This window comes from Pseudovibrio sp. Ad46, assembly GCF_001623065.1.
Lineage (GTDB): Bacteria > Pseudomonadota > Alphaproteobacteria > Rhizobiales > Stappiaceae > Pseudovibrio.
On sequence record NZ_LMCG01000041.1, the window covers coordinates 149,821 to 162,663 of the forward strand.

General features: G+C 50.7%; 13 protein-coding genes. 7 read left to right on the plus strand and 6 right to left on the minus strand.

Annotated features, from left to right (window positions below; all coding sequences use genetic code 11):
* The first annotated feature begins 229 nt into the window (after nucleotides 1–229).
* Together PsAD46_RS09840 and PsAD46_RS09845 are read left to right on the plus strand one after the other, a co-directional pair.
* Nucleotides 230–1,708 carry a UbiA family prenyltransferase gene (locus PsAD46_RS09840; RefSeq protein ID WP_084404380.1) on the plus strand — a complete coding sequence of 493 codons (1,479 nt, stop codon included), beginning with the start codon at nucleotides 230–232 and terminating at the stop codon, nucleotides 1,706–1,708.
* Nucleotides 1,708–2,157: a GtrA family protein gene (locus PsAD46_RS09845; RefSeq protein WP_063306719.1), complete on the plus strand. Its 450-nt coding sequence runs from the start codon at nucleotides 1,708–1,710 to the stop codon at nucleotides 2,155–2,157. The genes PsAD46_RS09840 and PsAD46_RS09845 overlap by 1 nt, the downstream gene beginning before the upstream one ends.
* An 8-nt stretch (nucleotides 2,158–2,165) precedes the next feature.
* Here the strand turns inward: PsAD46_RS09845 and PsAD46_RS09850 are convergent, their stop codons facing one another.
* Entirely contained in the window at nucleotides 2,166–3,407 is a 1,242-nt protein-coding gene (locus tag PsAD46_RS09850; protein WP_063306720.1) for a glycosyltransferase family 39 protein, read from the minus strand.
* Between the two features lie 303 nt (nucleotides 3,408–3,710).
* On the opposite strand from PsAD46_RS09850, the gene PsAD46_RS09855 reads away from it, so the two are divergent.
* Nucleotides 3,711–4,973, plus strand: coding sequence for a multidrug effflux MFS transporter (locus tag PsAD46_RS09855; RefSeq protein ID WP_063306721.1), 1,263 nt, complete (start codon nucleotides 3,711–3,713; stop codon nucleotides 4,971–4,973).
* Between the two features lie 29 nt (nucleotides 4,974–5,002).
* Here PsAD46_RS09855 and PsAD46_RS09860 read toward each other — a convergent pair whose 3' ends face one another.
* The gene (locus PsAD46_RS09860; protein ID WP_063306722.1) at nucleotides 5,003–5,389 is read right to left on the minus strand and encodes a hypothetical protein; all 387 of its coding nucleotides are present in this window, start codon (nucleotides 5,387–5,389) and stop codon (nucleotides 5,003–5,005) included.
* 112 nt (nucleotides 5,390–5,501) lie between these two features.
* Complete coding sequence (locus tag PsAD46_RS09865) at nucleotides 5,502–5,855, minus strand: VOC family protein (protein ID WP_063306723.1); 354 nt, start codon at nucleotides 5,853–5,855, stop codon at nucleotides 5,502–5,504.
* Nucleotides 5,856–5,985: 130 nt separating this feature from the next.
* Between PsAD46_RS09865 and PsAD46_RS09870 the strand changes: the two genes are divergently transcribed.
* Nucleotides 5,986–6,552, plus strand: coding sequence for an invasion associated locus B family protein (locus tag PsAD46_RS09870; RefSeq protein WP_063306724.1), 567 nt, complete (start codon nucleotides 5,986–5,988; stop codon nucleotides 6,550–6,552).
* Nucleotides 6,553–6,560: 8 nt separating this feature from the next.
* Here the strand turns inward: PsAD46_RS09870 and PsAD46_RS09875 are convergent, their stop codons facing one another.
* Nucleotides 6,561–6,794, minus strand: a complete 234-nt coding sequence (locus PsAD46_RS09875) for a hypothetical protein (RefSeq protein WP_063306725.1) — start codon at nucleotides 6,792–6,794, stop codon at nucleotides 6,561–6,563.
* 288 nt (nucleotides 6,795–7,082) lie between these two features.
* Between PsAD46_RS09875 and PsAD46_RS09880 the strand changes: the two genes are divergently transcribed.
* Complete coding sequence (locus PsAD46_RS09880; RefSeq protein WP_063306726.1) at nucleotides 7,083–8,864, plus strand: ABC-F family ATP-binding cassette domain-containing protein; 1,782 nt, start codon at nucleotides 7,083–7,085, stop codon at nucleotides 8,862–8,864.
* Here the strand turns inward: PsAD46_RS09880 and PsAD46_RS09885 are convergent.
* The gene (locus PsAD46_RS09885; RefSeq protein ID WP_063306830.1) at nucleotides 8,861–9,454 is read right to left on the minus strand and encodes a TetR/AcrR family transcriptional regulator; all 594 of its coding nucleotides are present in this window, start codon (nucleotides 9,452–9,454) and stop codon (nucleotides 8,861–8,863) included. The genes PsAD46_RS09880 and PsAD46_RS09885 overlap by 4 nt on opposite strands.
* Before the next feature lie 91 nt (nucleotides 9,455–9,545).
* Between PsAD46_RS09885 and PsAD46_RS09890 the strand changes: the two genes are divergently transcribed.
* Nucleotides 9,546–10,706, plus strand: coding sequence for an SRPBCC family protein (locus PsAD46_RS09890; protein WP_063306727.1), 1,161 nt, complete (start codon nucleotides 9,546–9,548; stop codon nucleotides 10,704–10,706).
* A 74-nt stretch (nucleotides 10,707–10,780) separates the two neighbouring features.
* Here PsAD46_RS09890 and PsAD46_RS09895 read toward each other — a convergent pair whose 3' ends face one another.
* Entirely contained in the window at nucleotides 10,781–11,617 is an 837-nt protein-coding gene (locus PsAD46_RS09895) for a ferredoxin--NADP reductase (RefSeq protein ID WP_084403631.1), read from the minus strand.
* A gap of 369 nt (nucleotides 11,618–11,986) precedes the next feature.
* On the opposite strand from PsAD46_RS09895, the gene PsAD46_RS09900 reads away from it, so the two are divergent.
* On the plus strand, nucleotides 11,987–12,838 hold the full coding sequence (locus PsAD46_RS09900) for an AraC family transcriptional regulator (RefSeq protein ID WP_063306728.1): 852 nt from the start codon (nucleotides 11,987–11,989) through the stop codon (nucleotides 12,836–12,838).
* Nucleotides 12,839–12,843 lie beyond the last annotated feature (5 nt).

Genomic DNA, 12,843 nt, shown 5'->3' on the forward strand with positions numbered 1-12,843 from the left:
AAGAAATGCCCGCTGCATCATATCCTGGGGGAAATGTAGCTAGATCGTTTGGCTAGGAACCTTGCACAATCCTAGGCTTTGTAAGCTTTTTAAGTAGTTTTGCGTCCAATAAAATTTCCAAGAAAAAACATCTGAATCATTCGCAGACACTATTAACCAAAATTGAGAGTAATTAGTTAGGTATTCATAACCCATACTCTTTGCAGGGCAGAGTCTTCGGGTGGGGCATATGGAAGATATTCAGAGACTTCAGAGGTCGGCGGAACCTGAATTACAACTGCCGCTTATATTAGATCTTGATCACACGCTGATACGGACGGATTGTTTTTTTGAAGCACTCATTCTGTTCCTCAAATTAAACCCTTTGAACTTATTCGTTGTTTTTTATTGGCTCTTTCGCGGGCGCGCCTATGTAAAACAGCAACTGGCCATTCGCGTAGATTTAAAAATCGATGATTTGCCACTGAACGAAGATGTTGTTGCCTATGCTCGTGCAGAAGCTGGTAAAGGACGTGACGTTCATATGGCGACTGCCGCTGATGAAGTTCTGGCTATCGCAGTTGCCAGTCGGCTCGGTTTTGTTAATGAAGTTCACGCCAGCAACGGCAAGATCAATCTGAAATCAGGCAACAAAGCGAGCTATCTGGAACAAAGGTTTCCGGATGGTTTTGCGTATGCTGGTGATAGTATTTCCGATCTGCCTGTCTTTAAGAGCGCTGTCCGCTCCTTAATCGTCCACCCTTCCGATAGTTTATCTCAAAAAGCGATGCGATGTGGTGAGATAGAAAAGACCTTTGCAAGACCTGATGGTTTTTTTCGGCCTCTCCTGAAGAGTTTGCGCCTCCACCAGTGGGCAAAGAACACACTGCTCTTTGTGCCTCTTATTCTGGGTGGTCAGGCTTTGAACCCTGAAGCATGGGCGAGTGCGGTACTGGGCTTTGTGGCTCTCGGCATTCTTGCAAGCTCCACTTATTTGTTGAACGACCTTTGGGATCTTGAAGCAGATCGCCAGCATTGGAGCAAGAAGGCAAGGCCTCTGGCATCGGGCAAGCTGAAGATTGCCCATGCAATGCTGGCTATCCCTTTGGGGTTTGCTCTGAGCTTTGCTATCGCGGCGGCATTGGGCCCCTTTGTCGTGTTGGGTCTTTTCGCCTACTTAGTAACAACGGTTGCCTACTCCTTCTATCTGAAGAGGGTACCTTTACTCGACACGGCTGTGCTGGCGGTGCTGTTCACAATGCGTCTTGGGGTTGGTGTGACGCTGGTTGACGTGCCGCCCTCCCCCTGGCTCTTTGTCTTCTCTATGTATTTGTTCCTCTCGCTGTCTTTGGCAAAACGCCATACGGAGCTTGGTCGCCATGTGGAGGCTGGCACAAATGGGGAGATGTCTGGGCGTGGGTATCGAAACAGAGATTTGCCGGTGCTCCTTGCCCTCGGCTCGGCAAGTGGATTGGCAGCAACGCTGGTTATGGTGCTTTACCTGACCAATGAAGCGTTCAACGCAAACTTTTATTCTGCATCTGTGCTTTTGTGGGGCATGCCACCCATTCTGTTTCTTTGGCTTGGTCGTGTCTGGCTGAAATGCCAGAGACTGGAACTGAACGATGACCCCGTGGTCTTCGCATTGAAGGACAAACAGAGTCTCGCGCTCGGTGGTATTCTGGCCATTCTGTTCTTGTTTGCCTGGTTCGGAGGCTATTTGATCTGATGGTTGCCGCTCGCCTTGCTGCGCTGAAATCTTCTTATGACACCAGCCCAGAGTTCAGGCAGATCATCCGCTTTTTGTTAGCTGGTGGTCTTGCTGCTTTTGTAAACTGGCTGTTGCGGATTGCACTGTCTGTGTTCATGCCGTTCTGGCTGGCGGTGTTGCTGGCTTATTTCATTGGAATGAGTGTTGGATACACGCTCTATAAGCATTTTGTGTTTGTAGGGGCGCAGAAACCCGAGAGCATCAAACGACAGGTACTGATCTTTCTTGGGGTGAACCTGTTCTCTGCTCTCATCGTGCTTGGGCTGTCTGTTGGTTTAAATGCAATTTTCATGACAACTCTGCCGCTCTTTATCGCGCAAGCACTCGCGCATGGTTTCGCCATCGCGGTTGGAGCGGTGACGAACTATATGGGTCATAAGGTGATCACTTTCCGCAAATCCCGATAGAACCTGGCTCAACCGTTTGCCGCAAAAGCAAGCGCTTGCATGGCGACGTTGAGAAACAAGGCTTGCACCACAAGCATCGCGAAGACCCCCATGTTGTCTTGTCGCACGGTGCGTACAACGAAGAGCATCATGAGCGGGAGCCAGTCCAGCACGTAGCGCTGCACGGAATACTGTGAGAAGCCGTTAGAGTGGTAGAAGAGTGTCACTCCTGCGACGAGAGCGATTGTCAGCCCTGCAAAAAGGTATTCCCGGTTCCATTTGGCGAGGAAGAAGTAAAGCAGGAACGGAGCGCCGAAGAAGAGCGCTATGCCCTTGTCGCCAAAGCCGCTGATCTGCGTCAGATACTTGCCTGAAAACTCTACATCCGGCCCTTGCACGAAGAAGTGGATCAGGTTGAAAAGCAGATAATCCCGATGGAACAAGCCCAGCTCTTGAACACGATCTTCAATCCATGACGCAGATGGATCACCCAGAGCGTCCCATTCTGGCGGGAAGATGTACGCATACCCAGTTTGCACAGGATCGCCGAAGCGGGCGTAATTGTAAGCAAAGTAGATGCCTATTGCGATTGCAGGAAAGACTGCGAGTTTGAGTAGGCGTCCAATACTCTCAGCATTGATTGCAAAGATGGACCTGTCCGGTGGCGTCATCAGAACAAAAAAGAACGGCATGTAAAGAATGCTCATTTGCCGGGTGAGGAATGCGAGACCGATAAACAGTCCCACAAGCCAAGCATTTCTCTTGATGAGCGCTGACCAGAGTGCCAGTGACGTCAACATTGCAGCAACGGCTTGTGCAAAGAACCAGACACCATCAGCGCGGAGCACGGTGTATTGCAGCGGTGTTGCAAAAAGAAAAGCTGCGACAAGCAATAGAGCCAGTCGGTAGTCCGTCTGGTAGTTGCGCGTAATTTGCCACCACACCAAGCCGGTAATGAAAAAGCAAATCAGTCCCAGAGCAATAAAGTGATGAAACTCTACACCAAACAGCGCTACAAATGGCAGAGCGATCAAGGCTGGTACGGGGGGGAATATGACAAAGATCTTGTCTTCAAAAAGCGCGCAGTCCAGATCAAAGCAGCGCGAAGCCTCAAAGCGGCCTTGCAAAAAAGCCTCTGCAAGCAAGGCGTAAGAATTGCTTTCTGGCTGCTCCCCAATCATGCGAAAAACAATGACTGCCAGAAGAATGGAAACCAAACCAGCAAGAATCGTTGTGAGGAGTGCGCCTCTAAAACGGTCAATCGAAATCATAATACCCCCAAATATGGGAGAGTAATAACATCAAGAATCCTAGTGTCTTCTTAAAGGCGCATAAGAGGACCAAAATCGGCGCGAAGTTCTCGCAAAAGGAACCGCACTAAAGACAGTCTCAGTGCTAACTCCTCAAGGAACGTCATTGATTACAATTCATCTCATTTCTTGATTTCACGTTTGTTGCCTGATAGGTGAAAGGTGTTGCTCCCACAGACTATGCCGTAATCGCGGTAGATCCATGGTGTTGGGTTTTTAAAAATAAACCCGCAGTTTTGCCAGGATTGAAACAGGAATATCCAGATGTCGGACTCTCCGAAAACCGCAGGTGCGAGCCTGGGAACGGTTGAATTTGTTGCCCTCATGGCTACGCTGACCAGCTTGACTGCGCTTTCGATTGACGCCGTGCTGCCAGCGTTTTCAGTCATCGGCAAAGATTTGAATGTCGGAAATTCCAACAACGTCCAGCTCATCATTTCTGCGCTGTTTCTTGGGCTAAGCCTGGGCCAGTTTGTTTTTGGCCCCGTCTCTGATCGCTTTGGCAGAAAGACGGCGGTTTATGCAGGGTCTGTTGTTTTCGCAATTGGTGCTGTGCTCGCAGCCACGGCGACATCACTGCCTATGATGATATTCGGGCGTCTGCTTCAAGGTGTCGGAGCCAGTGCTCACCGTACGGTCGTTATGGCGATTGTTCGCGACAAGTATGTCGGCGCGGAAATGGCGCGCATCCTGTCGTTTGTAACAGCGGTGTTTATTATTGTGCCCACATTAGCGCCATTGATTGGTCAAGGCATCCTGTTTGCTGCGGGATGGCGAGCGATCTTTGTCATCATGCTGATTATGGCGTCTGTTGGCTGCATCTGGCTGGCAATGCGTCAGCCGGAAACACTGAAACCGGAAAACCGCCGGGTAATCACACCCAGGGTGCTTTGGGAAGGTCTTGAAGAAGTCGTAAGCCATAAGGCGACGCTGTATTATACCGCGGCTTCAGGCTTTGTTTTTGGTACGATGATGACATATCTGAGTACTGCTCAGCCGATGTTTGCAGACATTTTCAACGTCCACGAAACATTCCCGCTCTATTTCTCCGGAATTGCCGTCGTGTTCGGCATGGCATCCATCGTCAATGGCCGTATTGTCAGACGTATCGGCTTGCAGAATATGTGCCGTGCTGCGCTGACAATTCAGATTGTCACCAGCCTCAGCTTTGCGATGTATCTGCTCCTCATTGATACCACGCCTGATCTGTGGTTGTTCATGACTTATCTTTCGCTAGCATTCTTTTGTCAGCCGATGTTGAACGGAAATCTGAACGCCATGTCCATGGAACCACTCGGGCATATCGCTGGCTTGGCTGCAACATTGGTTGGCGCGACCACCACGTTTATTGCGCTCATCCTCTCTGTGATTGTTGGCCGTTTCTACGATCAGACCTTGCTGCCATTGTCCTTTGCGTTCTGTGTTTTTGGCGGAATCGCACTTGTGCTGGTGGTTATTGGCGCAAGGGTGCAGAAAGCAGAAAAGATCGCGTTGTCAAACACGACCTCAGCTGAAGCCAGCGCCTAAGCGCTGCTAAGATGTTCGGAAGATAGGGACTACTGCTTCTTCGGAAGGGTCCTGACCCAGGAGACAGACGGCATTTCTACGCCCGCACCGGGGTACCAGTCATCGCGAACGTCCTCGTGGCCTTCCTTCGTGCACACGATTTGCGCGTCTTTGTATTCCTTTGGAATGACGAGTTGGCCCGGGCTTTTCACGTGCAAGTTTTCAGCAAACCCATCCAAGATGCATTGCGCGCCAGATGGCTTGGTTTCAATAGAAACAACATAAGCATCAGAAGGAGGGTTTGACGGATCGGGTCCAAAAACATTGGATTGGCATCCGGTGAGGAGCACTGCAGATGCAATGATAGCTCCGAGGGAAGCCCCTTTAAAACTGAGGGGGCTGAACTGACCGGCGTCTGATGCTTTGGCGAACCGCACGCGAATCTCCTGAGAAACTGGATTTCGCTTGGAAGCTACGCCTATTCATAGAGAAGGGTGAATCCCTCAATTCACCCCCACTAATATTGCAGGTCAGCGATGCCTTCGCCTGTTATTTGTCTGACCAGACAGCAAGTTCGTTGTTGTTGGGGTCAAGAAAATGGAACCGGCGCCCACCCGGGAAGGTGAAGATCTCGCGGCAAATTTTGGCTCCGTTCTTCACCAGTGTGTCCTGCAGTGCTTCCAAATCTTCGGCATAAAGCACAACAAGCGCCGCACCGCTTGCGGTGGAGGACGACAGGCCTGCCTTGAAGAAACCGCCATTGAAGTCACCATCATTGAAGGCAGCGTAGTCAGGGCCGTAGTCCTCGAAAGTCCAACCGAGTGCATTGCTGTAAAATGTCTTTACGGCTTCCAGATCAGCAGCTGGCAATTCGATGTAATTGATTTTTCCAGATTTCATAATTTCAAATCCCTAAGGAAAACAGGGGGCTCTTTCCAAAAGGCCTCCCGCAAATCTCCAATATTGCAACAAAACTAGTTTGGTGAGATAGATAACTCAGTCCTATCGTTATGGTTGTAAGCAAGATATTCAAATGAAGATTTTTGGTTTTCCCCTTCGTACAATTGCAGCTCTTGCTCTGGGAGTTGTTGCTTTTCTTGGTGCTACGTCGGGCTTTGCTCAATCAGCGCCCAAAGGCGATGCGGCTGTTGCCAGCAGTCCCAAGGTCACCACGCAGCAACACGGAGACTGGATGCTGGAGTGCTATGACCCCGCCGTGAATGGCATGAGCTGCCAGATTAAGCAGCGTGTGGTTCATAATGAAAGTGGCCAGAATATTCTGCTGATGACACTCACCTACAGTCCCAAAGAAAAGAGCGATATGGTGCAATATGTATTGCCGCTCGATTTTCTGTTGGCTCCGGGTGTTGGCGTGAACATCGGTGATTTTCAGGCGGTCGCACGGGTCAATCGCTGTATGGCGCAAGGCTGTGTGATTGAAGGCAAAACCGAAGAGGCCTTCATCAACGCGATGAAAGCTGCAAAAGATCAAGGACGATTTGTGATGATGTCCAGAGCAGGCAAAAAGGTTGGCATCAACTTTTCAGCCACCGGTTTTACAAAAGCCTACAACGAGATGCGAGCGCAGAACTCAAAGTAAGCTCGTGGTCACTGCGCTGCAATGCAGTTCCATTCACCGCGAAGACCCAAAACAGCTGTAGCGCCGGCAACGGTGCAATGTGAGACTTCAGTATTGGCAAAATGCAGCTTCGAAGCCGGGTTTGGATTTGCAAGGTAGGCAAGGCCAATTGCAGCTGTAAGAGCAAGCGCGGATGCGGCAACGGAGAATACCACTCCAATGCTCTGCTTGGGGTTTGATGAGGGTTGCATAGAGGTCGTCATGTGAGGTTTCTGTTCTTTCAAATCCAGGATTTTATGGCAGTGACACGCCGTCTGTCTTTTCTGCAATGTAGAACAGCTCTGCAAACCACATGTGAGCAAGATCCCCTAGTTTACAGCGGTTATTCAAGGGATTCACACTGTTTTCTGCGATTATGTGTGACGTGAAATCCTCTGTTCTCCCTTAAGTTGAAGTGCCTTTGCTGTATTACACCTCTCGCCCTCTTGGAAGCTGCGTAATTTTTCTCTAATCCGTTTCCTGGTGTTTTATGTGTTGGGAGGCACGGTCCCGTGGCAAAGTCCAGTAGCAATCCATTGATAACCGGCAGTGGTCTGTGGCAGCAGTCGCCAGAGCGTGTGTTGTTTGAAAACCTGTCCTTCGGGCTTAATGCAGGCGACCGGATTGGGCTGGTAGGCCACAACGGATGCGGTAAGTCGACGTTTCTCAACATCCTTGCTGGGCGTGGTGAGCCTAGCGAGGGCAGCATCTCGGTCTCCCGTGCTGCTGTCGTTTCCTGTGTTGAGCAGCATCTTCCCAAACAACTGATGGAACTGACGCTGGCTGAGGCTGTTCGTGAGGCGTTGCCAAAGGATAAGCGCGCCTGGATGGACTGGAAGGTGGATGTGATGCTGCCGGAAATGGGGTTCGAGCCTCACCAGTCCACTGTGCTTTGTAAGGACCTCAGCGGTGGTCAGATGACACGCCTCATGCTGGCACGTGCTTTGATGATTGAGCCGAATTTGTTGTTGCTGGATGAGCCAAGCAACCACTTGGACCTGCCAACAATCATGTGGCTCGAAAGCTTCCTGAAATCGTGGAAGGGCAGCTTTCTAATGATCTCTCATGATGCAACATTGCTCGATTCCGTCACCAATCGCACATGGATTCTTCAGGATCGCAAACTAAATGCCTTTGACCTGCCCTGCACGAAGGCCCTGGCAGAACATGAAGTTTTGACCCAAGCACGTATCGCCCGGCGTGACTCTGAGGAAAAAGAGATCAAGCGCGTTGAGGCCAGTGCCAAACGCCTCGCGGATTGGGGGCGAACGTTCGACAATGAGGACCTGTCACGCAAAGCCAAGTCCATGGAAAAGATGGTTGACCGCATGAAGGACGACCAGACTGATGCCGTCGAGGCTTATCCGTGGAACCTTTCCATTGCCGGAGAGCAAATTCAGGCTGACCGGCTGGTTCAGTTGAACGACCTGAACGTGACACCGCCTGTGGCGGATGTGTTCCTATACAATGTCGATGACATTGCTGTGCGGCCCGGTGACCGGATTGCGGTTATGGGAGCGAACGGGACGGGTAAATCCAGCCTGTTGCGCTGCTGCTGGGAGAAGCGGACGAGTGAGGCAGGCGACGTCCGGGTTCATCCACGATGCCGGATTGCGTTTTATGATCAGACACTTCAACAGCTTCCGGGGGAAGCTAATCTGGTTGAGGGGATGGTGTCTGTCGGAGAAGCCCTCGGGGTTGATCTGCGAGTTCCTGATTGCGAGAAGACCATTATTGCGGCTGGTTTCAAATACAATCAGTTGTCACAGAAAGTCTCGCAATTGAGCGGCGGTGAGCGTGCGCGTTTGTTGCTTGTCTCTCTGTCTCAGGTGCAAGCCAACCTAATGATGCTTGATGAGCCGACCAACCATCTGGATCTTTACGGACGTAATGAGCTTTCAAACCAACTTCAGTCGTTTAACGGTTCTTTCTTGTTGGTTTCGCACGACAGGCATCTGGTGGAGGCGACGTGTAACCGGTTCTGGGTCGTGCAAAATGGGCGTCTGCAGGAAGTCAATGATGTGGATGCCGCGTATGCGTTGATCGCAGAAGTTCAGGTGAAAGCCATCAAAGCTGCTGTCATTGAGCAACCTGCTGTTGAGAGTAGGATTGAGGATACGGCGCCTGAAACAGATCATTCTGGGGAAGATGAACTGCTAGAGCGGTTGATTGAGTTGGAAACGCTGATGGAAGCGGATCTGTCGCGGCGGCCTAACCGGCAGTCACCTCACCTGCAAGTGCAATGGAAAAATGAGATTGCTCAAATTCACGAGCGGCTTGAGTTGAACGGCTAAACCGGGTCTTCCTCCAGATCAGCAAGAGCCACACGGAGTTGTGCCTGATGCGTCTCCTTCAGCACGTCGAAAGCTTCTTTTCCATACATGCCCTTGAGTGTGGTCTGTGAGATAGCAAAATGTTGGATTGAACCTATGTGCTGGTAAATCCAACAAAAGAGCTCAGCATCTGAGGCTTTTGACCATCGCTTCGTCTTGTGAGCCAGCGCGCCCAGAGCATCCAGAAATGGTTTCATTGGCCAGCTTTCGGAGGTGGTCTGGGCATCCAGCAGAGCTCTTGTGACCAGCTGTGTGTCCTCCACATTGCAAAGCGCATCCTCTGAGAGCTGGAGGAAGAATGTGCGCAGCTTGGTTTCTGGCGTAGTCCCCTCGACGTTCTCGATTGAGCGCAGTAGCCGATCAGAAAGCGCGCTCAGCACCTCCTCATAAAGTGTGGCCTTTGAGCCGAAGAAATGAAGCAGTGCCTGTTTGGTCACGCCAAGCCTGTCTGCAATGCCTGCGAGGCTTGCAGCGTGATAGCCCTTCTGTGCGAAGACCGCGCTTGCCGTTGTGATGTAACGTGTTCTGGGGCTTTCTGCGTGCTGATCCAAATCCTGCTCCCTTTCCATCTGTATAGGATAAACTTGACAACTTACCAAGTGGTAAGTTTATACTTACCGATCGGTAAGTGGAGGATTTGCCATGACACGGGATGAAGAAATTAGGTTGATTGCGGAGTTGCTTGGTTTGGATGCCAGAAATGAAAAGTTTTTGGATGAGAAAGTCACGCACTCCCCAGTGATGCGTTACAACTGTTCTGATCGCTTTGCTCAGGAAATGACCGCTTTGTTTCGCAGCAAGCCTGTCGCCGCTGCGCAATCAGCAGAACTGTCAGAAGCAAACGCTTTCCTTAGTCGATCCGTTTCCGGATTGCCTGTTCTGCTGACCAGAGATGCCAAGGGCAAAGCTCACGCGTTCCTCAACGTGTGCCGCCACCGTGGTGCTAAGCTGGTGAGAGAAGAAACTGGCTGTAAACAAAGGTTTTCCTGTCCGTACCATGCATGGACATGGTCCAACCAAGGCGACTTGGTAGCGGTGCCGCAGGAGCAACAAGGCTTTCCGGATCTAGATCGCTCTCAATATGACCTAAAGGAACTTCCAGTTCTGGAAGCCCATGGTTTTATCTGGATTATCGCCGATCCGAACGCCACAAATGTGCAGGAAATCCAGCAAAGCCTCGCTCCGCTCTCTGATGACCTGTCTTGGCTGGGGCTTGCAGATCACCGGATTGCGGTTGAAGAAACCTTTGAAATTGCTGCCAATTGGAAGACGCTGATTGAAGGTGGGATCGAAGCCTATCATTTCCGCGTAGCCCACCGCAAAACGATTGGCCCGTACTTTCCGGAGAACCTGTCCAGCTATCAGATGTTGGGAGGGAACATGCGGTCAGTGTTGCCGCGCATCACTCTGTTTGAGTTGAGAGATAAACCTCAGGAGGAGTGGAGACTTCGTGAGCACGCCAACATCATCTATTCTGTCTTGCCGGGAACGCAGCTGCTTGTTCAGCAAGATCATATCGTTTGGGTGCATTGTGAACCGCTGACCGTTGACCGCACGAGGGTTCGATTGGCGACACTGGTCCCGAATTCCATGCCGCAAACTGATGAAATGCAGAAGTATTGGGTCCGCAATCATGCAATCACCTCAACGACCCTCATTGAAGATTTTGAGTTAGGCGAAGAGATTCAGCAAGGGTTTGCCTCCGGCGCCAACATGCATCTGACTTTCGGTCGTTTTGAAGGTGCGCTTGATCGGTTTAACCAGGTCCTTGAAGATGCAATGAAAATGACGGAAGAGGCATAGGCTGCAAAGTGCAGACAAAAGAAAAGCCCGCTGAATGAACAGCGGGCTTCTCGCAAAAATTCAAAGCATTTAGCTTAGCCAACGAACGCGCGCTCAACCACGAATGTGGATGGGGCTGCGTTGGAACCTTCTTCAAGGCCATGCTTTTCAAGGATCGCCTTGGTGTCGTTGATCATTTCCATAGAACCACAGATCATGCCGCGGTCAATCGCAGGATCAAGCTTCGGCACGCCAAGGTCTTCAAAAAGCTTGCCGTTTTCGATCAGATTGGTGATGCGTTCCTGACAAGGATATGGCTCGCGGGTCGCTGCTGTGTGCAGGCGCAGTTTGCCAGCTGCGAACTCACCAACCAGTGGATCGTTCTTCACTTCCTCAACCAGTTCCTTCGCGTAGGTGAGTTCATTCACTTCGCGGCAAGTCTGGGTCAGAATGACTTCCTCAAACTTCTCATAGGTTTCTGGGTCGCGGATCAATGATGCGAACGGAGCAACACCAGTACCGGTAGAGAACATATAAAGACGTCGACCTGGGATCAGGGCGTCGTTTACGAGTGTACCGGTCGGCTTCTTACGCATAAGAACGGTATCGCCTGGCTGGATCTTCTGCAGGTGCTCGGTGAGCGGACCGTCCTGAACTTTAATGGAGAAGAACTCCAGCTCTTCGTCCCAGGATGGGCTTGCGATGGAGTAAGCACGGAAAACCGGCTTCTCAGCATTTGGCAGGCCGATCATGACAAACTCGCCAGAGCGGAAACGGAAAGAGCTTGGGCGCGTAATGCGGAATTTAAACAGGCGGTCAGTGTAGTGCTTTACGGACACTACTTTTTCGGCAAATACGTTTGCCGGAATAGGAAATTCGGTCTTGGCTTCCTGATCAAGCACAGGAGCTGGGGCCAACGCTGCGTCGGTCATTTGCAATCCTTAGATTGTTTTGATTAGGCCATAGCCCGATACTTGGCCAATTGTTGCCTCCGCTTTATCCGAGCCAAGGGCCGAAAAGCAACCGTTTTATAAGTAAAATTTCAGAAATTTACTCGTGAAAGTGACTAAGTCACCGTCGGAGCTCAAAGAACTGTCAGTTTCTGAAAGAAAGCGTGTAAGATAAGCTGACATGAGAATTCAGCAATAGGTGGAACTACTCAAAGCAAGTTGCTAGTAAAGATGACTTCAGTTCGCTCATGAATCAGCTTTGCATGCCTGCTCTAAGGTCAAGACAGCAAGATATGTTCAGTCCCTCTGTGTTGTAAGGGTGGAAATGATGGCAGGCAGAGGATACGGGACGTGAAAGCGGAGCAGAACAAGGCAGCCTATGAGAAACGAATGCTGCGTGTTCTTGAGTACATCTATGAGAATCTGGATGGAGATCTAAGCCTTGATGCTTTGGCTGATGTCGCCTGCATGTCGCGCTTTCACTGGCATCGGGTTTTCCAGAGCATGCGCGGTGAAACGCTGGCGAGCTCAATCCGTCGCATCCGGTTGAATAGGGCTGCGTTAGATCTTGTTCAAACAAAACAAGCTGTTACCGAGATTGCGGAGAGATATGGCTACCCGAGTGCACAGAGTTTTTCTCGTGCGTTTAAGGGAGAATATGGCGTTGCGCCCGGTCAGTTCCGTGAGGATAAAAGCGTTGCTCCTGCGGTTGCCTCGGAAAAAAGCGGTATCTTCTCAATGCATCCGGTGGAAATCAGAGATGTTCCTGAAAAGACATTGCAGGTCCTTTATCATCGCGGTCCCTACTCTGATATGGGTATAGTTTTCAGTAAGTTAGCTGCGATGCTGTCTTCTCGTGGTGTGATCCGTAAATGTGGGCCGTTTGTTGGCATTTATTATGACGATCCTTCAATCGTCCCGCCAAATGAATTACGCTCTCGTGTGGGGGCTGTTGTTCCACCGCAGTTTGAAAATACTGAGGGACTTGAAGCACATAGCATTCCGGCTGGTCGCTGTGCTGTGCTGCGCCATCAGGGGCCGTATGCAGGTTTACAGGCGGCTTTCTGTTACCTTTATGGTGTGTGGCTGCCGAACTCGGGTGAAGAGGCCGCGGACCATCCGTGTTATGAGGTGTTTTGGAACAGCCCGACCAACACAGCTCCTGAAGATCTCGTTGTCGAGATCTATTTACCACTGCAATAACAATA